General features: G+C 64.1%; 20 protein-coding genes and 1 riboswitch. Of the genes, 5 read left to right on the top strand and 15 right to left on the bottom strand.

Annotated elements, in window-relative coordinates; genetic code table 11:
- Positions 1-3: 3 nt before the first annotated feature.
- From nuoN to IG197_RS25425, 15 genes are all read right to left on the bottom strand, one after another.
- Positions 4-1,440, bottom strand: coding sequence for an NADH-quinone oxidoreductase subunit NuoN (gene nuoN, locus IG197_RS25495; RefSeq protein ID WP_192315667.1), 1,437 nt, complete (start codon positions 1,438-1,440; stop codon positions 4-6).
- 17 nt (positions 1,441-1,457) lie between these two features.
- Positions 1,458-2,963 carry an NADH-quinone oxidoreductase subunit M gene (locus IG197_RS25490; protein ID WP_067960757.1) on the bottom strand — a complete coding sequence of 502 codons (1,506 nt, stop codon included), beginning with the start codon at positions 2,961-2,963 and terminating at the stop codon, positions 1,458-1,460.
- Positions 2,963-4,951: an NADH-quinone oxidoreductase subunit L gene (gene nuoL / locus IG197_RS25485; RefSeq protein WP_067966356.1), complete on the bottom strand. Its 1,989-nt coding sequence runs from the start codon at positions 4,949-4,951 to the stop codon at positions 2,963-2,965. The genes IG197_RS25490 and nuoL overlap by 1 nt, the downstream gene beginning before the upstream one ends.
- A gap of 10 nt (positions 4,952-4,961) precedes the next feature.
- Positions 4,962-5,270, bottom strand: a complete 309-nt coding sequence (nuoK, locus tag IG197_RS25480; RefSeq protein WP_067960754.1) for an NADH-quinone oxidoreductase subunit NuoK — start codon at positions 5,268-5,270, stop codon at positions 4,962-4,964.
- A 2-nt stretch (positions 5,271-5,272) separates the two neighbouring features.
- On the bottom strand, positions 5,273-5,893 hold the full coding sequence (locus IG197_RS25475) for an NADH-quinone oxidoreductase subunit J (protein WP_067960751.1): 621 nt from the start codon (positions 5,891-5,893) through the stop codon (positions 5,273-5,275).
- Between the two features lie 129 nt (positions 5,894-6,022).
- Entirely contained in the window at positions 6,023-6,514 is a 492-nt protein-coding gene (nuoI, locus tag IG197_RS25470) for an NADH-quinone oxidoreductase subunit NuoI (protein WP_055970601.1), read from the bottom strand.
- Entirely contained in the window at positions 6,514-7,557 is a 1,044-nt protein-coding gene (gene nuoH, locus IG197_RS25465) for an NADH-quinone oxidoreductase subunit NuoH (protein WP_067960748.1), read from the bottom strand. The genes nuoI and nuoH overlap by 1 nt, the downstream gene beginning before the upstream one ends.
- Before the next feature lie 8 nt (positions 7,558-7,565).
- Entirely contained in the window at positions 7,566-9,647 is a 2,082-nt protein-coding gene (gene nuoG / locus IG197_RS25460) for an NADH-quinone oxidoreductase subunit NuoG (RefSeq protein ID WP_192315665.1), read from the bottom strand.
- Between the two features lie 87 nt (positions 9,648-9,734).
- Positions 9,735-10,436: an NADH-ubiquinone dehydrogenase gene (locus IG197_RS25455; RefSeq protein WP_246765244.1), complete on the bottom strand. Its 702-nt coding sequence runs from the start codon at positions 10,434-10,436 to the stop codon at positions 9,735-9,737.
- A gap of 86 nt (positions 10,437-10,522) precedes the next feature.
- Positions 10,523-11,830, bottom strand: coding sequence for an NADH-quinone oxidoreductase subunit NuoF (nuoF, locus tag IG197_RS25450; RefSeq protein ID WP_192315664.1), 1,308 nt, complete (start codon positions 11,828-11,830; stop codon positions 10,523-10,525).
- Positions 11,831-11,841: 11 nt separating this feature from the next.
- On the bottom strand, positions 11,842-12,966 hold the full coding sequence (locus tag IG197_RS25445) for an NADH-quinone oxidoreductase subunit E (RefSeq protein ID WP_182573474.1): 1,125 nt from the start codon (positions 12,964-12,966) through the stop codon (positions 11,842-11,844).
- The gene (locus IG197_RS25440; protein WP_067960709.1) at positions 12,967-14,157 is read right to left on the bottom strand and encodes an NADH-quinone oxidoreductase subunit D; all 1,191 of its coding nucleotides are present in this window, start codon (positions 14,155-14,157) and stop codon (positions 12,967-12,969) included. It abuts the gene before it with no gap.
- 9 nt (positions 14,158-14,166) lie between these two features.
- A complete protein-coding gene (locus IG197_RS25435; RefSeq protein ID WP_192315662.1) occupies positions 14,167-14,772 on the bottom strand; it encodes an NADH-quinone oxidoreductase subunit C in 606 nt (201 codons plus the stop codon).
- Between the two features lie 6 nt (positions 14,773-14,778).
- Positions 14,779-15,360 (bottom strand): NADH-quinone oxidoreductase subunit B family protein, encoded by a 582-nt coding sequence (locus IG197_RS25430; protein WP_067960703.1) that lies wholly within the window; start codon positions 15,358-15,360, stop codon positions 14,779-14,781.
- Positions 15,351-15,716 (bottom strand): NADH-quinone oxidoreductase subunit A, encoded by a 366-nt coding sequence (locus IG197_RS25425; protein WP_067960700.1) that lies wholly within the window; start codon positions 15,714-15,716, stop codon positions 15,351-15,353. The genes IG197_RS25430 and IG197_RS25425 overlap by 10 nt, the downstream gene beginning before the upstream one ends.
- A 343-nt stretch (positions 15,717-16,059) precedes the next feature.
- Here IG197_RS25425 and IG197_RS25420 point away from each other — a divergent pair, with 343 nt between their 5' ends.
- From IG197_RS25420 to cobG, 5 genes are all read left to right on the top strand, one after another.
- Positions 16,060-17,286: a winged helix-turn-helix domain-containing protein gene (locus IG197_RS25420; RefSeq protein WP_192315660.1), complete on the top strand. Its 1,227-nt coding sequence runs from the start codon at positions 16,060-16,062 to the stop codon at positions 17,284-17,286.
- Positions 17,282-17,485, top strand: a riboswitch (cobalamin riboswitch). Its footprint overlaps the gene before it by 5 nt.
- A gap of 36 nt (positions 17,486-17,521) precedes the next feature.
- A complete protein-coding gene (locus IG197_RS25415) occupies positions 17,522-17,956 on the top strand; it encodes a DUF1636 family protein (protein ID WP_192315658.1) in 435 nt (144 codons plus the stop codon).
- Positions 17,953-18,990 (top strand): cobalamin biosynthesis protein CobW, encoded by a 1,038-nt coding sequence (gene cobW / locus IG197_RS25410; RefSeq protein WP_192315656.1) that lies wholly within the window; start codon positions 17,953-17,955, stop codon positions 18,988-18,990. The genes IG197_RS25415 and cobW overlap by 4 nt, the downstream gene beginning before the upstream one ends.
- A gap of 14 nt (positions 18,991-19,004) precedes the next feature.
- Positions 19,005-22,439 carry a cobaltochelatase subunit CobN gene (gene cobN / locus IG197_RS25405; RefSeq protein ID WP_192315654.1) on the top strand — a complete coding sequence of 1,145 codons (3,435 nt, stop codon included), beginning with the start codon at positions 19,005-19,007 and terminating at the stop codon, positions 22,437-22,439.
- A complete protein-coding gene (gene cobG, locus IG197_RS25400) occupies positions 22,436-23,953 on the top strand; it encodes a precorrin-3B synthase (protein ID WP_192315652.1) in 1,518 nt (505 codons plus the stop codon). Before cobN ends, cobG begins: the two co-directional genes overlap by 4 nt.

Genomic DNA, 23,953 nt, shown 5'->3' with positions numbered 1-23,953 from the left:
CCGTCAGAAGAAGGTCTTGGCAGCAGCTTCCGCCATCTGCCCGATCGGGCCGCCGATCAGCACGTAGAACAGCACGAACGCACCCGACAAGCCGAGCACGAGCCGAAGCTCGCTCGCCATCGGCTGGAAACCGCCAACCGGCTCATCGAACCACATGATCTTGATGATGCGCAGATAGTAGAACGCACCGACCACAGAAGCCAGCACGCCGATGACCGCCAGCGCGTAGAGATTGGCGTTGATCGCGGCGAGGAAGACGTACCACTTCCCCCAGAAGCCCGCGAGCGGCGGGATGCCGGCCAGCGAGAACATCAGGATGGTCAGGATCGTCGCCATGACAGGATTGGTCGACGAAAGGCCTGCGAGATCTGAGATCTGCTCGACATTGCCGTCCTTGCGCCGCATGGCGAGGATGAAGGCGAAGGTGCCGAGCGTCATCACCAGGTAGATCAGCATGTAGATGACCACGCCGCGCACGCCGGCTTCACTGTTGGCGGCAAGGCCGACAAGCGCGTAGCCCATGTGGCCGATCGACGAATAGGCCATCAGGCGCTTGATGTTCTTCTGGCCGATCGCGGCGAAGGCGCCGAGCGCCATCGAGGCGATCGAGACGAAGACGATAATCTGCTGCCAGTCGGTACCGATCGGCTCGAACGCGCCCATGGTGACACGCACGATCAGCGCCATCGCCGCCATCTTCGGAGCAGCGGCGAAGAATGCCGTGACCGGCGTCGGCGCGCCTTCATAGACGTCGGGTGTCCACATGTGGAACGGCACCGCCGATATCTTGAAGCACAGGCCGGCAAGCACGAAGACCAGGCCGAAGACCAGGCCGAGCTGGCGCTCGCCACCGGTCAGGGCCGCGGCAATCGCCTCGAACGAGGTGTGACCGGTGTAGCCGTAGACGAGGCTGATGCCGTAGAGCAGCATGCCCGACGACAGCGCGCCGAGGACGAAGTACTTGAGGCCAGCTTCGGTCGATCGCACGTTGTCGCGGTTGATCGCGGCAATGACGTAGAGCGCCAGCGACTGCAGCTCGAGGCCGAGATAGAGCGCCAGCATGTCGTTGGCCGAGATCATCAAGAGCATGCCGAGCGTCGCCAGCAGCACCAGCACCGGGAACTCGAACTTGTCGAATTTCTCGGCCTTAGCGAAACCAACCGACATGATCAGCGTTACCGCGGCACCGAGCAGCGTCAGGAATTTCATGAAGCGCGCGAAGGCATCAGAAACGAAGGCCGTGCCGTAGCCCGCGCCGTCATGGCCGAACACCAGCATCCAGGCGCCAGCCGCCACCAGCAGGGCTACGGCCAGACCGGTCACGGTCGAGTTGGCGCGCTCGCCGGAGAACACGCCGATCATCAGAAGCGCCAGAGCGCCCAGGGCGATGATCAGCTCCGGAGCGGAGAGCGAGAGGCTCGAAAGGAGTTCGGGCGTCATGGTTCGCAAAACCCCTGTCAGTTCGCCGCCGCGGTCTGCGCGGCGTCGATCGATACGGTTACGTTGTTGATCAGCGCCTTGACCGAAGCGGTCGTGGCGTCGAACACCGGCGCCGGATAGACGCCGTAGAAGATGACCAGGATGATCAGCGGATAGAGCACCACCTTCTCGCGACCCGACAGGTCGAACAGACCCTTCAGGCTTTCCTTGGTCAGCGCGCCGAACACGACGCGGCGGTAGAGCCACAGTGCATAGGCCGCCGACAGGATCACGCCGGTTGCCGCAATCAGCGCCACCCAGGTGTTGACCTGGAAGACACCGAACAGCGTCAGAAACTCGCCGACGAAGCCGGAAGTGCCGGGCAGACCGACATTGGCCATGGTGAAGATCAGGAAGGCCACCGCATATTTCGGCATGTTGTTGACCAGGCCGCCATAAGCCGCGATCTCGCGGGTATGCATGCGGTCATAGACGACGCCGACGCAGAGGAACAGCGCTCCTGAGACCAGGCCGTGGCTGAGCATCTGGAAGATCGCACCCTGCACGCCGGCTTCGTTCATCGCGAAGATGCCCATGGTCACGTAGCCCATGTGGGCAACCGACGAGTAGGCGATCAGCTTCTTGATGTCTTCCTGCATCAGCGCCACCAGCGAGGTGTAGACGATGGCGATTGCCGACATCGCAAACACCAGCGGGGCGAAGAATTCGGACGCCAGCGGGAACATCGGCAGCGAGAAGCGCAGGAAGCCGTAACCGCCCATCTTCAGCAGGATGCCCGCCAGGATGACCGAGCCCGCCGTCGGCGCCTCGACGTGGGCGTCCGGCAGCCAGGTATGAACGGGCCACATCGGCATCTTCACCGCAAACGAGGCAAAGAACGCCAGCCACAGCCATGTCTGCATGTTGGCCGGGAAGTCATAAGCCAGCAGCGTCGGGATGTCGGTCGTGCCGGCCTGCCAGAACATCGCCATGACGGCGAGCAGCATCAGCACCGAGCCGAGCAGTGTGAACAGGAAGAATTTGAAGCTGGCATAGACGCGACGCTTGCCGCCCCAGACACCGATGATGATGAACATCGGGATCAGGCCAGCTTCGAAGAAGACGTAGAACAGCACGATATCCAGTGCGCAGAACACGCCAATCATCAGCGTTTCCAGGATCAGGAACGCAATCATGTATTCCTTGACGCGCTTCTCCACCGACTCCCAGCTCGCCAGGATGCACAGTGGCATCAGGAAGGTCGTCAGGATGACGAACAGCATCGAAATGCCGTCCACGCCCATGTGGTAAGAGATGCCGGAGTCGAGCCAGGCGGCCTTCTCGACGAACTGGAAACCAGCTTCCGCATTGTCGAAATAGATCCAGATCAGCAACGACACCGCGAAGGTGAACACTGTCGTCAGAAGCGCGACGTTGCGGATATTGCGGCGCGCAGCGTCACCATCGTCCCTGATCAGCAGGATCAGGAGCGCGCCGACCAGCGGCAGAAAGGTGACCAGCGATAGAATGGGAACGCCAGACATCAGAAGGAGCTCCCGAGCATCATCCAGGTAACGAGGGCCGCCACGCCGATCAGCATGGCGAATGCGTAGTGATAGAGGTAACCGGTCTGCAGCTTGACGACGCGGTTGGTAACGTCAACGACGCGCGCCGAGATGCCGTCGGCACCGAAGCCGTCGATCAACCAGCCGTCGCCCTTCTTCCAGAGGAAGCTGCCGAGCCACTTGGCCGGGCGCACGAACAGGAAGTCGTACAACTCGTCGAAGTACCACTTGTTGAGCAGGAAGGCGTAGAGCCCGCGATGGCGTTCGGCCAGGACCTTCGGCATCTCCGGCGACCGGATGTAGAACAGGTAGGCCATGGCGAACCCGCCGATCATCGCCGCGAACGGTGCCAGCTTCACCCACATCGGCACGCCGTGGAAATCGTGCAGGATGTGGTTGGTGTCGAGCGTGAACAGCGCGCCCTTCCAGAACTCGTTGTAGGCTTCGCCGATAAACTGGTCGTGGAAGACGACGCCCGCCAACAGCGCACCGACAGCCAGGACAAACAGCGGCACCAACATGACCGGCGGCGATTCATGCACATGGTGCATGACGTCGGCGGTGGCGCGCGGCTTGCCGTGGAAGGTCATGAAAATCAGGCGCCACGAGTAGAAGCTGGTGAAGCAGGCAGCGATAACCAGCATGGCGAAAGCGAAGCCCGCGACCGCATTGTGGCCGACGAATGCGCCTTCGATGATGGCATCCTTGGAGAAGAAGCCTGCCGTGCCGATGATCGTCGCCGGGATGCCGACGCCGGTCAGCGCCAGCGTGCCGATGACCATCATCCAGTAGGTGGTCGGGATCAGCTTGCGGAGGCCGCCCATCTTGCGCATGTCCTGCTCGTCGGAGACGGCATGGATCACCGAGCCCGATCCCAGGAACAGCAGCGCCTTGAAGAAGGCATGCGTGAACAGGTGGAAGATCGCCGCCGAGTAGAAGCCCATTCCGAGCGCAACGAACATGTAGCCGAGCTGCGAGCAGGTCGAATAGGCGATGACGCGCTTGATGTCGTTTTGCACCAGGCCAACGGTTGCCGCGAAGATCGCCGTGATCGCGCCGATGAAGGTGACGACGGTGAGCGCGGTGTGCGACAGTTCGAAGACCGGCGACAGACGCGCCAGCATGAACACACCGGCGGTGACCATGGTCGCCGCGTGGATCAGTGCCGACACAGGCGTCGGGCCTTCCATGGCGTCGGGCAGCCAGGTGTGCAGCGGCACCTGCGCCGACTTGCCCATGGCGCCCATGAACAGCAGCAGGCAGACGATGGTCAATGCACTATGCTTGTCCAGCGCGTAGCCGAGGAAGTTCAGCACGGTGCCACCGTGTTCGGCGGCGCCTTCAGCCGGCAGGTAGGAGGCAGCGCTGGCAAAGATGGTGCTGAATTCGACCGAGCCGAACAGGACGTAGAGGCCGAAAATGCCGAGCAGGAAGCCGAAGTCGCCGACGCGGTTGACAACGAAGGCCTTGATCGCGGCAGCGTTCGCCGACGGCTTCTTGTACCAGAAACCGATCAGCAGGTAGGACGCAAGGCCCACCCCTTCCCAGCCAAAAAACATCTGGACGAGGTTGTCAGACGTCACCAGCATCAGCATGGCGAAGGTGAACAGCGACAGATAGGCAAAGAAGCGCGGCCGATGCGGATCGTGGTGCATGTAGCCGATCGAGTAGATGTGGACCAGCGCCGACACCGTGTTGACCACCACCAGCATGACGGCGGTCAGCGTATCGATGCGCAGAGCCCAGTCGGCCTGCAGTCCGCCGACGTCCAGGAAACGCAGCACCGGCACGGTGAAGGCTTCGACGTCGCCCAGGGCCACTGTCACGAAGGCGATCCAGGACAGGACCGCCGATATCACCAGGAAGCCTGAGGTGACGTATTCGGACGCTTTCGCGCCGATCGAACGGCCGAGCAGGCCGGCGATCAGGAAGCCGAGAAGCGGAAGAAAGACGATGAAGTGGTATATCATTGGCCGATCAGCCCTTCATCATGTTCACGTCTTCGACCGCGATGGAGCCGCGGTTGCGGAAGAAGACGACGAGGATTGCAAGTCCGATCGCCGCTTCGGCGGCGGCAACCGTGAGCACGAACAGCGCGAACACCTGGCCGACGAGATCGCCGAGCTGGGCCGAGAACGCCACGAAGTTGATATTGACCGCGAGCAGGATCAGCTCGACCGACATCAGGATGACGATGACGTTCTTGCGGTTCAGGAAGATACCGAACACGCCGAGCGTGAACAGGACCGCCGAAAGCGTCAGATAATGAGCGATGCCGACAACCATGGTCAGATTCCCTTGCCTGTCTCGACCTTCTTGACCTCGATCGCGGTCGCCGGGGTACGGGCGACCTGGGCCGAGATGTCCTGGCGCTTGACGTTCGGCTTGTGGCGCAGCGTCAGCACGATGGCGCCGATCATGGCGACCAAAAGCACGAGGCCGGCGATCTGGAAGAAATAGATGTAGTCTGTGTACAGAATGTCGCCGAGCGCTGCCGTGTTGTGGCGCGTCGCGATATCGGGCGTCGGCTGCGCAACGGCTGTCGCCAGTTTCGGCGCGAAGGCGTAGCCGCCGGTGACAACGATCAGTTCGGCAGCGAGGATCAGGCCGACAAGCGCGCCGATCGGCGCATATTGCAGCGCGCCCGATTTCAGCTCGGCGAAGTCGACGTCGAGCATCATGACGACGAACAGGAACAGCACCGCCACCGCGCCGACATAAACGACGAGGAGGATCATCGCCAGGAACTCGGCGCCGGTCAAAAGGAACAGGCCCGCCGCGTTGAAGAACGTCAGGATCAGGTAGAGCACCGAGTGAACCGGGTTGCGCGCCGAAATGACCATGAAGGCCGACGCCACCGCGATGAAGGCGAAGAGGTAGAAAAATACCGCTTCAAGTCCGTTGAGCATGGGTTCCCCCGGGTTTCCTTTCGGGCAGCGCGCCTTGTGCGCCCTGCCCTGTTCACGTCCTCGCTCCGCCTCCGAAGCAGGCCGCGCGTTCCTTAGACGAGCCGATTGGGCCCGTCCATTGTTCAGGCATCAGCGATACGGCGAATCCATAGCGATGTTGCGCGCGATTTCGCGCTCCCACCGGTCGCCATTCGCAAGCAGCTTGTCCTTGTCGTAGTACAGCTCCTCGCGCGTTTCCGTCGCGAATTCGAAGTTCGGCCCCTCGACGATGGCGTCGACCGGGCAGGCTTCCTGGCAGAAGCCGCAATAGATGCACTTCACCATGTCGATGTCGTAACGCACCGTGCGGCGGGTGCCGTCGTTGCGGCGCGGGCCGGCTTCGATGGTGATCGCCTGTGCCGGGCAGATCGCCTCGCACAGCTTGCAGGCGATGCAGCGCTCTTCGCCGTTGGGATAGCGGCGCAGCGCATGCTCGCCACGGAAGCGCGGGCTGACCGGGCCCTTTTCATGCGGATAGTTCAGCGTCGCCTTGGGCGCGAAGAACTGGCGCATCGACAGGAAGAAGGCGCCGACGAAGTCCTGCAGCAGCAGCGATTTGGCGGCTTGTGCGAGAGCGGACATCATGCAGCTCCGGTAAGCTTGAGGACGGCGGCGGTGATGACGACCATCGCCAGCGAGATCGGCAGGAACACCTTCCAGCCCAGGCGCATCAGCTGGTCGTAGCGGTAGCGCGGCACGAAGGACTTCACCATGGCGAACATGAAGAACACCATGCAGACCTTGAGCACGAACCAGATCACGCCGGGAACCCAGGTGAAGGGTGCGAAGTCGAACGGCGGCAGCCATCCGCCGAGGAACAGGATCGTCGTCAGCGCGCACATCAGCACGATTGCGACATACTCGCCGAGGAAGAACAGCAGGAACGGCGTCGACGAATATTCGATCATGTGACCGGCGACGAGTTCCGACTCGGCTTCGACCAGATCGAAGGGCGGACGGTTGGTCTCGGCCAGCGCCGAAATGAAGAAGATCACGAACATCGGGAACAGGACGAGCCAGTTCCAGTCGAGGAAGGTATTCGGCAGGCCAAGGCGCGTGCCGATGCCGTCGCCCTGCGACAGGACGATGTCGGTGAGATTCAGTGAGCCGACGGTGAGCAGCACGCAGACGATGACGAAGCCGATGGAGACTTCATAGGACACCATCTGCGCCGCCGAACGCAGCGCGCCGAGGAACGGATATTTCGAGTTCGAGGCCCAGCCGCCCATAATCACGCCATAGACCTCGAGCGAGGAGATGGCGAAGACATAGAGGATGCCGACATTGACGTTGGCGATCGCCCAGCCTTCGCTGACCGGGATCACCGCCCAGGCCGAGATCGCCAGCACCGCCGAGACGACGGGCGCGAGCAGGAACACGCCCTTGTTGGAGCCCGACGGAATGATCGGCTCTTTGAAGACGAACTTCAAAAGATCGGCGAAGGCCTGCAGCAGGCCCCAGGGGCCGACGACGTTCGGCCCGCGGCGCAACTGGACGGCGGCCCAGATCTTGCGGTCGGCATAGAGGATGTAGGCGACGAAGATCAGCAGGACGACGATCAGGACGACCGACTTCAAGAGGATGATCAACGCCGGCAGGACGTAGAAGGAGAAAAAGGTATCCATGACAGCCTTTACTCCGCCGCCTGCTTGAAGCCGTTCTTGGCCAATGCCGAACATTCGGCCATCACCGCCGACGCGCGAGCGATCGGGTTGGTGAGGTAGAAGTCCTTCACCGCCGAGGTGAAGGCGCCTTTGTTCAGCCGGCCACCAAGCTTGGCGACCTTGGCGATGTCATCGTTGTCGCCGGCGTCGATCGCGTCGATGCGGCGCAGGTGCGGGAATTCCTGATACAGCTTGGCACGCAGCTGCTGCAGCGAATCGAAGGGCAGCTTGTGGCCAAGCACGTCAGACAGCGCGCGCAGGATCGCCCAGTCTTCCTTGGCCTCGCCCGGCGCGAAGCCGGCACGGCTGGTCTGCTGGACGCGGCCTTCGGTGTTGACATAGGTGCCCGACTTTTCGGTGTAGGCGGCAGCCGGCAGGATGACGTCGGCGCGGTGCGCACCGGTATCGCCATGGGTGCCGATGTAGATCACGAATGCGTTCGCTGCCTTGGCCAGATCGAGTTCGTCGGCGCCGAGCAGGAACAGCACGTCGCTGTCGCTGAGCATGCCGGCGACGTTCTTGCCGCCCTCGCCCGGCACGAAGCCGACGTCGAGGCCGCCAACGCGGGCAGCTGCGGTATGCAGCACGGCAAAGCCGTTCCAGTCCGGGCGGCTCGCCTTGACAGCAGTCGCGAGCTTCGCCGCCTGGCCGAGCACGGCAGCACCATCGGAGCGCGCAATAGCGCCCTGGCCAACGATGATCAGCGGGTGCGAGGCCTTCTTCAGCACCGAGAAGAACTTGCCATTGCCTTCGGCCAGATCCTTGAGCGTATCCGGGCCTGAGCCGAGCTGTTCGTAGTCGTAGCGGGTGTCGCCGATCTCGCCGATGACGCCGACCGGCACATTGGCTGCACGCCAATGCTTGCGGATACGTGCATTGAGTACCGAAGCCTCGAAGCGCGGGTTGGCGCCGATGATCAGGATGGCGTCGGCCTGCTCGATGCCTTCGATGGTCGGGTTGAAGATATAGCTGGCGCGGCCGAGCGACGGATCGAGCGCTGCACCATCCTGGCGGCAGTCGATGTTCTTCGAGCCGAGCGAGGCGATCAGTTGCTTGAGTGCATACATTTCCTCGACGGTTGCCAGATCGCCGGCGATCGCGCCGATGCGCTCGGCCGAGGTCTTGGCGACGGCATCCTTGATCGCCGTGAACGCCTCTGGCCAGCTCACCGGAGCGAGCTTGCCACCCTTGCGGGCGTAAGGCCGGTCAAGGCGCTGCGTGCGCAGGCCGTCCCAGATGAAGCGGGTCTTGTCGGAGATCCACTCCTCGTTCACCTGCTCGTTGATGCGTGGCATGATGCGCATCACTTCGCGGCCACGCGTGTCGACGCGGATGGCCGAGCCGACGGCGTCCATCACGTCGATGGATTCAGTCTTGGTCAGCTCCCACGGACGTGCCTGGAAGGCGTAGGGCTTGGAGGTCAGCGCGCCGACCGGGCACAGGTCGATGACGTTGCCCTGCAGCTCGGAGGTCATCGCCTGCTCGAGATAGGTGGTGATCTCGGCGTCCTCGCCACGGCCGATCAGGCCGAGCTCGGAGATGCCGGCAACTTCGGTGGTGAAGCGGACGCAGCGCGTGCAGTGGATGCAGCGCGTCATGATCGTCTTGACCAGCGGGCCGATGTACTTGTCTTCGACCGCACGCTTGCTTTCGTTGTAGCGGGAGCCGTCGAGGCCGAAGGCCATCGCCTGGTCCTGCAGATCGCATTCGCCGCCCTGGTCGCAGATCGGGCAATCGAGCGGATGGTTGATCAGCAGGAATTCCATCACGCCTTCGCGGGCCTTCTTGACCATCGGCGTGTTGGTGAAGATTTCGGGCGTCTCGCCGTTCGGGCCGGGACGCAGGTCGCGCACGCCCATGGCGCAGGATGCCGCCGGCTTGGGCGGTCCGCCCTTCACCTCGACAAGGCACATGCGGCAGTTGCCGGCGATCGACAGCCGCTCATGGAAGCAGAAGCGCGGCACTTCCGCGCCCGCCTCTTCCGCCGCCTGCAGCAGCGTATAGTGGTCGGGTACCGAAATCTCTTTCCCGTCGACCTTAAGCTTTGCCATAGCGCCTCAAATCCCGCGGATGATCCGCATTCCGTCCTGCAAGGGGCGCGGCCAGCGCTGCGCCCCGAAATCCACAATTCAAGCGGCTCAGTTGCCGCCGGCAAGCGTTGCCGCCTGCCCTATCCAATCATCACGACCGATCCGACCCTTGAAGCCGAGATAGTCGTCGGCCCAGGCCACCTCTTCCGCCGTCCAGCCGGCGATCTGGCCATAGGTCCAGATACCGAGACCATTCAGCACCTGCTCCAGCTTCGGGCCGATGCCCGAAATGGCCTTGAGATCGTCAGGCGTCTCAGGCCTTTCGATCGATGCAGGCTGCCTGAAATCCTCAGGCTGAAGCCCCACCGGAGCTTCTTCAAAGACAGCGGTCTCGATGACCGCCGGTTCGACCGTGGCAGCAACCGCCGGCTTCGCCTCGGCCTGCTCCAGCTTGCGCGCCAGGGTCTTGACCTCGGCGATCAGCGACGCCGTTTCATCGTCCCCGCGCCTGGCGATCTTCGTACGCGCGGGCGCGAAACTCGCCACGTCGCCGGCATAGTCGGCAAAGGGCGACAGCAGGCGTTGCGCGACTTCCGATGCGCCCGACACGGCTCCCATCCAGACGCCCATGGCGTGACTGGCGAGACCAACGCCGAGAGCCGAAGCAGCGGCGAAACCTGCGGCGGGATGCACCATGAGGTTCGCCGATCCGGCAAACTCCTTGGGCAGCATCGCCACGAAGTCCCTGTTCATCTGCTCCAAACGTTCCATTTCAGGCACTGCATTCTTGGGAAAGGGAAATGTCGACATTGATAGCTCCTTGTCGCCTTCGCCGTTCGCCTCTGCCTCGTCGTTTCCTGTTTCGGACCTTTGGCCCGCACTTTCTGACTTAACCCTTACTCAGCCGCCACCAACACCGGCTCGCTGCGGTGCGCATTGCGCGAGAACTCGTCGATGCGCCGCTCGATTTCCGGGCGGAAGTTGCGGATCAGGCCCTGGATCGGCCATGCCGCCGCATCACCCAGCGCACAGATCGTGTGACCTTCAATCTGCTTGGTGACGTCGAGCAGCATGTCGATCTCGCGCTTGTGCGCTTCGCCGCGCACCAGGCGCTCCATGACGCGCCACATCCAGCCCGTGCCTTCGCGGCACGGCGTGCACTGGCCGCAGCTCTCATGCTTGAAGAAGTAGCTGAGACGCGCGATCGCCTTCACGACATCGGTCGACTTGTCCATGACGATCACGGCAGCCGTGCCGAAGGACGACTTGCGCTCGCGCAGGCCGTCGAAATCCATCGGGCAGTCGATGATGTCCTCGGCCTTGACCAATGGGCAGGACGCGCCGCCAGGAATGACGGCAAGCAAATTGTCCCATCCGCCGCGGATGCCGCCACCATGCTTTTCGACCAGCTCGCGGAAGCTGATGCCCATGGCCTCTTCGACCGTGCAGGGTGTGTTGACGTGACCGACCAGCATGAACAGCTTGGTGCCGACATTGTTCGGGCGGCCGATGCCGGAGAACCAGGCCGCACCACGGCGCAGGATGGTCGGCGCGACGGCGATCGACTCGACGTTGTTGACCGTCGTCGGGCAACCATAGAGGCCGACATTGGCCGGGAACGGCGGCTTCAGGCGCGGCTGGCCCTTCTTGCCCTCGAGGCTTTCCAGCAGCGCGGTTTCTTCGCCACAGATATAGGCGCCGGCACCGTGATGGATATAGATCTCGAAGTCGTAGCCGTTCTTGTTGTTCTTGCCGATCAGCTTGGCGTCATAGGCCTCGTCGATGGCGCGCTGCAGCGCTTCGCGCTCGCGGATGAACTCGCCGCGCACATAGATGTAGGCCGCAACCGCCCCCATGGCGAAACCGGCCAGCAGGCAGCCCTCGACCAGCGTGTGCGGGTCATGGCGCAGGATGTCGCGGTCCTTGCAGGTGCCCGGCTCGGATTCGTCGGCGTTGACGACGAGGTAGGACGGACGGCCATCCGGGTTGCTCTTGGGCATGAACGACCACTTGAGACCCGTCGGGAAGCCGGCGCCGCCGCGGCCACGCAGGCCCGACGCCTTCATCTCGTTGATGATCCACTCACGGCCCTTCTCGATGATGCCGGCGGTGCCATCCCAGGCGCCACGCGACATCGCGCCGGCCAGCGACTGGTCGAAGCGGCCGTAGATGTTGGTGAAGATGCGATCCTTGTCTTCAAGCATGATCTTGCTCCTCAGACCGGCTTCTTGCCGAAGACGCGGACGTATTCGGCCACACCGCCCTTGGCGAGCGCCTTGGCCTGCTTGACCCAGTCATCACGCTCGATGCGGCCCTTGAAATTCAGGTAACCGTCGACCCAATCGCGCTCGGCCTTCTTCCAGGAAGCGACCTGACCGAAGGTGAAGATACCGAGCTCGTGCAACGTGCCCTCGATCTTCGGGCCGACACCCGAGATCAGCTTGAGGTCGTCGACGGCAGCCGGCTTGGCGATGCCGGCCGGACGGTTCTTGTCTTCGAGCGACGGCTTGGCCGCAGCTGCTGCCTTGGGCGCTGCAACACTTGCTGCCTTCTCGGCTGCGGGTGCTGCCTTGACCTTCGACGGCGACTTGACGGCCGGGCTGGTCTCGATCGCGTCGGTCTTCGGCTTGGCGGCGTTCGACGGCGGAACGGCCGTTCCGACGGCGGCGGCCTTGGCGGCCTTTGCCGCGGCCTTGGCAGCCTTGTCGCGGGTCGTCTTGAGCACGCCCTTCTCGTCGGCCAGCGAGGTCAAGCCTGTCAGCGGGGCGGAAAACACGCGGCCGGTCTGCGGTCCGGTCTTGACCTGCGCGCCCTTGCCAGCCTCGAACTGGTCGATGATCTCGCCTAGGCGTTCCGGCGTCAGGTCCTCGTAGGTGTCCTTGAAGATCATGACCATCGGTGCGTTGACGCAGGCGCCAAGGCACTCGACTTCCTCCCACGACAGCGTGCCCGCCTCGTTGGTGTGGAACTGGTCGTGATGGATCTTCGAGCGGCAGACGTCCATCAGCTCTTCCGAGCCGCGCAACATGCAGGGCGTGGTGCCGCAGACCTGGATGTGGGCGCGCGTGCCGACCGGCTTGAGCTGGAACTGCGTGTAGAAGGTCGCGACTTCGAGCGCACGGATATAAGGCATGGCAAGCATGTCGGCGACATGCTCGATGGCAGCCTTGGTCACCCAGCCGTCCTGTTCCTGCGCCAGCATCAGCAGCGGGATGACGGCCGACTGTTCGCGGCCCTTGGGATACTTCTTGATCCAGGTCTTGGCTTGCGCCGTGAACGCCTTGTTGAAGGCGAATGACGCTGGCTGGACGCTGGCTTCTGCGAGACGGCGGACTGACATTTAGCGGTCGACCTCACCAAACACGATGTCGAGGGAGCCGAGAACGGCCGAGATATCCGCCAGCATGTGGCCGCGGCACAGGAAATCCATTGCCTGGAGATGGGCGAAGCCCGGTGCGCGCAGCTTGCAGCGGTAAGGCTTGTTGGTGCCGTCGGAGACCAGGAAGACGCCGAATTCGCCCTTAGGCGCCTCGACGGCTGCATAAACCTCGCCAGCCGGCACACGATAGCCTTCGGTGTAGAGCTTGAAGTGATGGATCAGCGATTCCATCGAACGCTTCATCGCCTGGCGCTTCGGCGGAACCACCTTGCCGTCCACGTTTGACACGGGACCGGTCGCTTCCTTGCCGAGCAGCAGATCGACGCACTGGCGCATGATCTTCGCCGACTGGCGCATCTCTTCCATGCGGATCAGGTAGCGGTCGTAGCAGTCGCCGTTCTTGCCGATCGGAATGTCGAATTCCATCTCCGAATAGCATTCGTAGGGCTGGCTCTTGCGCAGGTCCCAGGCAGCGCCCGAACCGCGCACCATGACGCCCGAGAAACCCCAGGCCCATGCGTCGTCGAGCGACACCACGCCGATGTCGACGTTGCGCTGCTTGAAGATGCGGTTCGGCGTCAGAAGGTCGTCGAGATTCTGCACGGTCTGCAGGAACGGATCGATCCACTTGCCGATGTCTTCGACCAGCTTCTGCGGCAGGTCCTGGTGGACACCACCCGGACGGAAATAGGCCGCGTGCATGCGCGCGCCGCAGGCGCGCTCATAAAACACCATCAGCTTTTCGCGCTCTTCGAAGCCCCACAGCGGTGGGGTCAGCGCGCCGACGTCCATCGCCTGCGTGGTGACGTTGAGCAGGTGCGACAGGATGCGGCCGATCTCGGAATAGAGCACGCGGATGATCTGGCCACGCTTCGGCACTTCGAGGCCGAGCAGGCGCTCGACCGCGAGCGCAAAGGCATGCTCCTGGTTCATCGGCGCGACATAGTCGAGGCGATCGAAATAGGGCACGGCCTGCAGATAGGTCTTCTGCTCAATCAGCTTTTCGGTGCCGCGATGCAAAAGGCCGATATGCGGATCGACGCGGTCGACGACTTCGCCGTCGAGCTCGAGCACCAGCCGCAGCACGCCGTGTGCCGCCGGATGCTGCGGGCCGAAATTGATGTTGAAGTTGCGGACGGAGGTTTCAGCCATTTCGGCGCCTCAATTCGTCTTGGCTTTTTCGTCACCCGGCAGCACGTATTCGGTGCCTTCCCAGGGAGACAAAAAGTCGAAATTGCGGAATTCCTGCTTGAGCTCGACCGGCTCGTAAACGACACGCTTATGCTCGTCGTCGTAGCGAACCTCGACGAAGCCGGTGAGCGGAAAGTCCTTGCGCAGCGGGTGACCTTCGAAACCGTAGTCGGTCAAAAGTCGACGCAGGTCGGGATGGCCCGAAAACAGGATGCCGTACATGTCATAGGCTTCGCGCTCGAACCAGTCGGCACCCGGATAGACCGAGGTGATCGACGGAACCGGCGTGTCCTCGTCGGTGGCGACCTTGACGCGGATGCGCAGGTTCTGGCGCGGCGACATCAGATGATAGACGACATCGAAACGCTTGCGACGCTGCGGGTAGTCGACACCGGCAGCATCGATGAAGGAGACGAACTGGCACTGCACATCGCTGCGCAGGAAGGTCATCACGTCGACGATGTCGGCGGCCTTCACCGTCAGCGTCAGCTCGCCATAGGCGACGACGCTTTCTTCGATGTCCGCATCGAGCTTTTCCGCAATGTACGCGGCAAGGTCGTTCAGGGCTTCACTCATCTGGGATCACCGCTCGATCGTGCCGGTGCGGCGGATCTTCTTCTGGAGAAGAAGGATGCCGTAGAGAAGTGCTTCGGCGGTCGGAGGACAGCCGGGCACATAGATGTCGACGGGCACGACGCGATCGCAGCCGCGCACCACCGAATAGGAATAGTGATAGTAGCCGCCGCCATTGGCGCACGAGCCCATCGAGATGACGTAGCGCGGTTCCGGCATCTGGTCGTAGACCTTGCGCAGCGCCGGCGCCATCTTGTTGGTCAGCGTGCCGGCGACGATCATCACGTCCGACTGGCGCGGTGAGGCGCGCGGCGCGATGCCGAAGCGCTCGGCGTCATAACGCGGCATCGAGATGTGCATCATCTCGACGGCGCAGCAGGCCAGACCAAAGGTCATCCACATCAGCGAACCGGTACGCGCCCAGGTAATCAGCGCTTCGGACGAGGTGACGAGGAAACCCTTGTCGGACAATTCGTTGTTCAGCTCGCCGAAGAAGGCGTCGTCTGAACCGATGGGCTTGCCGGTGTTCGGATCGATGATGCCTTTCGGCTTCGGCGCGATCAGGGTGCCGGAGGCGTCGTTCAATCCCATTCCAGCGCTCCCTTTTTCCACTCATAGACAAAGCCGATGGTCAGCACGGCCAGGAAGATCATCATCGACCAGAAGCCGAGCATGCCGATCTCGCCGAAGGACACCGCCCACGGGAACAGGAACGCCACTTCGAGATCGAAGATGATGAACAGGATGGAGACCAGATAGAAGCGGATGTCGAACTTCATGCGGGCGTCGTCAAACGAGTTGAAGCCGCACTCATAGGCTGAAAGCTTTTCCGGATCCGGACTGCGGTAGGCCACAAGGAAAGGCGCCACGATAAGCGCAATGCCGACAATAAGCGCCACACCGATAAAAATGACGATGGGCAGGTACGAACTCAGGAGAGCGTTCATGCTGCGAATTCCGTTGGTGGCCTATCCACCCAGATTTACAGCACGGGGTCCGTTTCCGGAAGCGCGACAGATTCTCGCCGAGCCGGACGAAACGGTCGTGCTGCAATGCGGCGACGGTTAGCGCAGCCGGTCGGTCGAAGCAAGTCCAACCTTGGCCAAAACGTGGCAAAGCACACTGCTGGCCTAAAATCCTGCGCGTGTGGCTCCCCTTTGATTTCCTTCGTTTTCTACTCAAGTTTACGCTCCTGACAAGACCGGAACCCAAGTTCTGCTAGCATTTGCAGCAAAGGTCGATTCTCGTGCCCTTGCGTCACTCCTCAAGAGACTGCGATAGCTTGCCGCAATGAAGGAAAAACTCTCACTCGCCACGGCCCGCCGCATCGCATTGGCGGCCCAGGGATTTGCCGACCCGCGCCCCACCGGCGCGATCACGCGGCGTCACCTGCAGCGCGTGCTCGACCGCACCGGCCTGCTGCAGATCGACTCGGTCAGCGCCGTCGTGCGCGCCCACTACATGCCGCTCTATTCGCGACTAGGCTCCTACCCCATGGCCCTGCTCGACGACGCCATGGCTCCGAAGAAGCGCATGCTGTTCGAATACTGGGCGCATGAAGCGTCGCTGCTGCCGCTGGAGACCTTTCCGTTGTTGCGCTGGCGCATGGCGCGGGCCGAGGACGGGATGTATGGCGGGCTTGCCAAGTTCGGCCGTGCCAACAGGCCCTATATAGAAGAGATCTTTCGCCAGGTGGTCGACCGCGGTCCGATCGCCGCTTCCGACATCGAGGGCGCCAAGGGTTCCGGCGGCTGGTGGGGCTGGAGCCAGGAAAAGCATGCCTTCGAATGGCTGTTCTGGGCCGGTCGCATCACCACCCATTCGCGGCGTGGCTTCGAACGCCTCTACGATCTGCCTGAGCGCGTGCTCCCGGCCGGCATATACGACCGTCCAGCTCCCCAGACCGAGGATGCGCATCGCGATCTCTTGCGAATCTCCGCCCGCGCCCATGGCATCGCCACCGGCATCTGCCTGCGCGACTATTTCCGCCTGTCGCCAGCCGACATGAAAGGCCGGCTCGAAGAGCTGGTCGAGACCGGCGAACTGATTCCCGTCCGCGTCGAAGGCTGGGACCGGCAGGCCTATCTCCACGCCGATGCGCGCATTCCGCGCAAGATCCAGGCACGCGCCCTGCTTGCGCCCTTCGATCCGCTCGTCTTCGAGCGCACCCGTGCCGAGCAATTGTTCGACTTCCGCTACCGCATCGAAATCTACACCCCGGCTGAGAAGCGCCAGTACGGCTACTACGTCCTGCCCTTCCTTCTGGGCGAGCGCATCGTCGCCCGCATCGACCTGAAGGCCGACCGACCGGCGGGTATCCTGCGCGTCCACGCCGCCTATGCAGAGCCCTGTGCGCCACCGGAAACCGCAGCCGAACTTTACGAAGAACTCCAGCAGATGCGCGACTGGCTCGGCCTCGAAAGCATCGAGGTGACGCCCGCGGGCGATCTCGGACCCGGCCTGAGCGACATTGCGGGTCGCTCCGCCTCGTTGACTCCACCCCTCGCGAAAGCCTAAATCGCCCACAGACGGTCCTTCGCCCGCAACGGCGAAGGCTAAGAGGGAATGCGGTGCGCGCCGGTGGCGTCAAATCCGCGGCTGTCCCCGCAACTGTGAGCGAAGAGCCAAGCTCGAAGACCACTGGGATTTTCCCGGGAAGGCGAGCGAAGGCGACGATCCGCAAGCCAGGAGACCTGCCGTCGCAGACATTGATCCGATCGCCTGGCGGGTGCCCCGGGCAAGGAGCCTGGATTTGGATTTCGACGACAACCTTCCGGTCGCATCAGCCGACGCATCCTGCGATGCAGCCGACGCGCGCCCATGCGACGTGACCATCCTCGTCTGCTCATCCTGCCGCGACGAAAACAGCTCCGACGCCCATCCACGCGCCGGCGCCCAGCTTGCCGAGCACGCCCGCCTCGCCGCCGATGGCGAGATCGCCGTGCGCAGCGTCGAGTGCCTGGGCAACTGCAAGCGCCGCCTTAGCGCCGCCCTGATCCGCGACGGCGCGTGGAGCTACGTCTTCGGCGATCTCAACACCATGTCGGGCGACGATCTCGTCGCCGGCGCAAGACTCTTCGCCACCTCGACCGACGGCCTGATCCCCTGGCGCGGCCGTCCCGATAGCCTCAAGCGCGGCCTCGTCGCGCGCATCCCACCACTTGCACTCATCAAGGAAGACACATGACCGCCTCCGTCGAACGCGTTCCCTGCACCGTCGTCACCGGCTTTCTCGGCGCCGGCAAGACCACGCTGCTGCGCAACATCCTCGAGAACTCTAAGGGCAAGCGCCTCGCCATCATCGTCAACGAGTTCGGCGATGTCGGCATCGACGGCGAGATTCTCAAGGGCTGCGGCGTCGATGCCTGCCCGGAGGAAAACATCGTCGAACTGGCCAATGGCTGCATCTGTTGCACCGTCGCCGACGACTTTGTCCCTGCCCTCGACCAAATTCTGTCGCTTACACCGAGGATTGACCACATCCTGATCGAGACCTCGGGCCTGGCGCTGCCCAAGCCGCTGGTCCAGGCCTTCCAGTGGCCAACGGTCAAGAGCCGCGTGACGGTCGACGGCGTCATCGCCGTGGTCGACGGTCCTGCGCTGGCCGCAGGTAAAGTTGCCTCCGACATGGAAGCGCTCGCCGCCCAGCGCAGTGCGGACGATTCGCTCGACCACGACGACCCGGTCGAGGAAGTGTTCGAGGATCAGGTCGCCTGCGCCGATCTCATCATCCTGTCCAAGAGCGACCTGCTCGACGAAGCCGGCCACGCCCGCGCCACCGCCATCGTGCGCGAGCACCTGGCACGCGCCGTCAAGATCGTGCCGTCGGCGCATGGCAAGGTCGATCCGTCGGTGCTGCTCGGCCTCGGCCTCGCCGTCGAGGACGACATCGAAAACCGCAAGACCCATCACGACGGGGCGTTCGACCACGAGCATGACGACTTCGATACCTTCGTCATCGAGATCCCGTCGATCGCCAACCCGGACGAACTGGCGAAACGCGTCGCCACCGCCGCCGAAGAAGAGAACGTGTTGCGTGTGAAGGGCTTCGTCGACGTCGGCGGCAAGCCGATGCGGCTGCTCATCCAGGCCGTCGGACCGCGCGTCAACCACTATTATGACCGTGCCTGGACCGCAGAGGACGACCGCCGCTCGCGCCTGGTCGTGATCGGCCTCAAGGGTCTCGACCGCCCGGCCATCGAGCGTATCCTGGTCGGCTGAACCGGACAGCCGGGATGCACATCCTCACCACCACCTCCGCCTCGCTCGATGACCTGATCGAGCCTGTCGACCTCAGGCAGAAGCCTGCGGATGTGGCGGCGCTGTCCTTCACCGACAGCGATCTGGCCGGCCTCGCCGGCGCCTGGAAGGCGGATGCGGACAACTTGCCATCGATGCGGCTCGCAAGCCTGCGCGACCTCCGCCATCCGATGTCGGTCGATCTCTGGATCGACAGCGTCGCCAGCCACGCCAAGGTCATCCTTGTCCGCATTCTCGGCGGCCACGACTGGTGGCGCTACGGCTGCGACCAGCTTGCCGCGATGGCGCGCGAAAAAGGCATCGCGCTGGCGCTCTTGCCGGGCGAAAGCCACGACGAGGATCTCAGGCTGATCGAGGCCTCGACCCTGCCGCGCACCGAACTCGACACTCTGCTCGGTTATTTCCGCGAGGGCGGCCCGGAGAACATGAAGGCGCTGGTGGCGCGGCTGGCCGGACTGGCGGGTGGCAAGAATGCCATGGCGGCACCCGTCGCAGTGCCGAAGGCGGGTTTTTATGATCCGGCGCGGGGCATCGTCCGTGATTTAGAAGCCTCTTTTGCCAGATGGACCAGCGCCTCTGCGCAGATGTCCTGCAGGACAGAGGGGGAGGCGCAGGATCACGGCATCTCCAGCTCTCCTGCCATCCCCATCCTCTTCTACCGTTCGATGCTGCTCGCCGCCGACGTCGCCCCTATCGATGCGTTGGTCGAGGCACTGAGAGCAGAGGGCCTCCGCCCCGTTCCGATTTTCGTCTCAAGCCTCAAGGATAACGCCTCCCTGGCATTCGTCGAAGCAGCCCTGGACCAGCTCGCGCCCACGGCCATCCTCACCGCAACCGCCTTCGCCGCCGGCGCCGAACCGGGCACGGAAACGCTGTTCGACCGCGCCCGCGTGCCGGTGTTCCAGGTCATTGTCGCCACCACCCGCCGCGAGGCCTGGGAAGGCAGCCCGCGCGGCCTTGCGCCCGCCGATCTTGCCATGCATGTGGTGATGCCCGAGCTCGACGGTCGAATCCTCGCCGGCGCCATCTCGTTCAAGGCGGAGAGCGAAGTCGACCCAGCCCTCGGTTTCCGCGCCTTCGCCAACCGGCCCGAGTCCGATCGCGTCGAGCAGGTCGCCCGCCGCATAGCCGCCCACCTCAGGCTGCGCCAGACACCGCCCGAAAAGCGCAAGCTGGCGATTCTCGTCCCCGACTATCCCAGCGCCCCCGGTCGCACCGGCTATGCCGTCGGCCTCGACGTGCCATCAAGCGTGCTCGCCATGCTGCACGACCTCAAGGAGGCCGGCTACACAGTTGAATCGATTCCGCAATCGCCGCGCGCATTGCTCGACCTGATTGAGGCTGGTGGGCAAGGGCTGGCGCTCGAAGACTATCTCACGCTTGCCGAAGATCTGCCTGAGGAGGCGAGGAAAGCTGTCGAAGCGGCGTGGGGCTATCCCGAAGCGAAGGCTACAGGCGGAAGTGCGCGCTCTACGTTGCCCCACTTCGCCTTCCGCGCCGCCACCTTCGGCAACGTCACCGTCGCCCTCGCCCCTGACCGCGGCCGTTCGGCCGATCGCCGCGTCGACTATCACGACCCGACGCTGCCGCCGCGCCACGCGCTGCTCGCCTTCGGCCTCTGGCTGCAGAAGTCGCTCGGCATCCACGCCATCGTCCATGTCGGCGCCCATGGCACGCTCGAATGGCTGCCCGGCAAGGCGGTGGCACTGAGCCGGAATTGCTTTCCCGAAATCGTCATCGGCTCCCTGCCGGTGGTCTATCCCTTCATCGTCTCCAATCCCGGCGAGGCGGCCCAGGCCAAGCGTCGCATCGCAGCGATCACGCTTGGCCACCTGCCGCCGCCGCTCGCCGCTGCCGGCCTGGACGAACACCAGCAGAAGCTCGAGCGCCTGGTCGACGAATACGCCCAGGCAGACGGCCTCGACCGTCGTCGCCGCGACCGCCTGGCCAAGCTCATCGTCGAAACGGCGTCGCAGACCGGCCTTGCTGCCGAGGCCGGCGTCGCCGGGACCGACGCGCCCGACGAAGCGCTGCGCCGCATCGACGCCTGGCTCTGCGACCTCAAAGATTTCGCCATCAAGGACGGCCTGCATATCTATGGCCGCGCCGAAGAGAACGAGCCGGACTCAGCGCGCCTTGCCAGCGCAGAAGCCGAGCGGAAAAACCTGATCGCCGCGCTCGACGGCCGCCATATCAAAGCCGGCCCAGCAGGCGCTCCGGCACGTGGCCGCACCGACGTCCTGCCGACGGGGCGCAACCTGTTCACGTCAGACCCGCGCACAATGCCGACGCCGACGGCCTTCGACCTCGGCAAGGCAGCCAGCGACGAGGTCATGCGCAGCTACCTGCAGAGCCATGGCGAATGGCCGCGTGCGCTCGTCATCGACCTCTGGGGCAGCGCTTCCTTGCGCACCGGCGGTGAGGAGATCGCCCAGGGCCTGGCGCTGATGGGCTGTCGGCCGCAATGGGACGCCGCCACCGGTCGCGTCACCGGCATCGAAGTGCTGCCGCCGGCAGCGATCGGTCGCCCGCGCGTCGATGTCACCTGGCGCATTTCTGGCCTGTTTCGCGACATGTTCCCAACCCAGATCGCACTCATCGACGCCGCCGCGCGCGCCGTTGCCACCCGCGACGAAGACGACCACGACAACCCGCTCGCCGCCAGCACGCGCGCCGCGGGCAAGGTCGAGCCACGCATCTTCGGTTCCTCCCCCGGCACCTATGGCGCCGGCCTCGAGGACCTGCTTTCCAGCGGTGACTGGCAGGCGCGCGAGGACCTCGGCCGCGCATATCTCCATGCTGCCTCCCACGCCTACGGGGGCAGCGACGGCGAAGGCGTTTCCGCGCCGGGCGCCTTTGCCGACCGCATCGCCGAGGCCGACCTGCTTGTGCACACCGGCGACGACCCCGGCCGCGACATTCTCGAAGGCTCCGCCGACGTCGCCTTCATCGGCGGCTTCGCAGCAGCGGTCGCAGCCCTCGGCAGGCACGCGGACGTCATCGTGCTCGACACCTCGGATCCGCAGAAGCCGCGGCCGCGCTCGGTCACTGAAGCTGTCGGCCGCGTCGTCAGGGCACGCGCCACCAATGCCCGCTTCATTGCCGGCCAGATGCGCCATGGCCCGCGCGGCGCTTCCGAATTCGCCGAGACGGTCGACAGGCTGATCGGTTTTGCCGAGACCACCAACGCCATCCCGGCCGCGCTGATCGAGGCCGTCCACGACGCCTATGTCGGCAACGAGGACGTGCGCGACTTCATGCTGCGCGAAAACCCGGCGGCAGCAAAATTCATCGCCGAGCGTTTTGCCACCGCCCGTCGGCGCGGCCTGTGGCACCCGCTGCGCAACTCCGTCGACGACGATCTCGCTGCCCTCATCGCCGAGGCTGAAGCGCGCGAGGTTGCGGCATGACCGGCTTTTCCCGCCGCGGCGCTTGTCCGGCCCTTTCGGCCCCGATGTCGACCGGCGACGGCCTGTTGGTGCGGCTCAACCCGCTTGCTGGAGAAATCGCGCCCAACGTCTTGATCGGAATCTGTGAAACCGCGGCGCGTCACGGCAACGGCATCGTCGAGGTGACTGCGCGTGGCAGTATCCAGATCAGGGGCCTGACGGCGGAGAGTGCTTGCTTGCTGGGGGAAGAAGTCGACGCGCTGGGGATCGCGGTACGCACCGGCGTGCCGGTCGACACCAACCCGCTCGCCGGCATCGACTCCAGGGAGACCACCAATCCCACGCGGCTGGCCGCAGCGATCCGGACAGCGATCGAGCGGGCCGGACTCGCGCCTCGGTTGGGGCCTAAGGTGTCCGTCGTCGTCGATGGGCGTGGCCAGATCGGGCTCGGCGCAATCATCGGCGACGTCCGACTGGTGGCAAAGGATGCCGAGCGCTGGCGCTTGTCGGTTGCTGGCGACGAGAGTTCGGCGCGTTTGGTCGGTGAAGTCGATGCCGACGCCGCATGCGCGGTCACGCTCGACATTCTCCAGGCAATTGCGGCACTCGGCCGGCAAGGCCGCGCGCGTGACCTTGGCCCGGAGGTCACAAGAGCTGTCGTTGAAGCATATGAAACGTCTCGCTCCTTCACGCCCCCCTCTGTTCTGCCTGACATCTCCCCCACGGGTAGGAAGATTGGCAGCTCCGCCGGTAGCGCTGATCATGCAGCGTCGTCGATGGGCGGAGGCGGCGATGGCAGCCTGATCTCCCCCTTTGCGGGGGAGATGTCCGGCAGGACAGAGGGGGGTGGGAAGGATCGCTACCCAACTGACTCAAAAACTGAGCACTCCGCCGCAACCGATTCATCGCCCATCGGAATCCTCCCGCTCACAGGCGCCCGGATCGCCCTCGGCATCGCCCTGCCCTTCGGCAGCATCGAGGCCTCGACTCTGGCCAGATTCTGCCAGGCGGCGACAGCCGCGGGCGCCACCGGCATTCGCCCGGCGCCCGGCCGGACCCTGCTCGTCATGGGCCTCGACCGCTCCGCCGCCGCCACGCTCACCACCACCGCCCAATCCCTCAGCCTTGTCACCTCGCCCGCCGATCCCCGCATCCGCATCGCCGCCTGCCCCGGCGCGCCGGCCTGCGCTTCGGGCATGATCGCCGCGCGCGACGTCGCCGCCGAAATTGCCCACGAGATCGGCGAAAGCCTCGACCCGACGCTGTCGCTGCATGTCTCCGGCTGCGCCAAGGGCTGCGCCCATCCGGGACCGGCCACGCTCACCATCGTTGGTGACGAAAAGGGTGCTGTATTTGTCGTCGGCGGAACGGCGAAGGGCCTTCCGGCCGCCTACACCGCAGGATATGAAGCCGCGCGCGGCATGGGCCGCCTCACGAAATTGCTCGCCCAAGAGCGCAAGCCGGACGAAAATGCCGCCGCCTGCCTCGCACGGTTGGGCGCAAAGCGCCTCGCGCAAGCTCTGGCACAGGAATGA

Origin of the sequence: Aminobacter sp. SR38, assembly GCF_014843375.1 — a bacterium.
GTDB lineage: Bacteria > Pseudomonadota > Alphaproteobacteria > Rhizobiales > Rhizobiaceae > Aminobacter > Aminobacter ciceronei.
The sequence above is the reverse complement of the archived record's forward strand: the minus strand, read 5'-3'. Positions and strand labels throughout refer to the sequence as shown.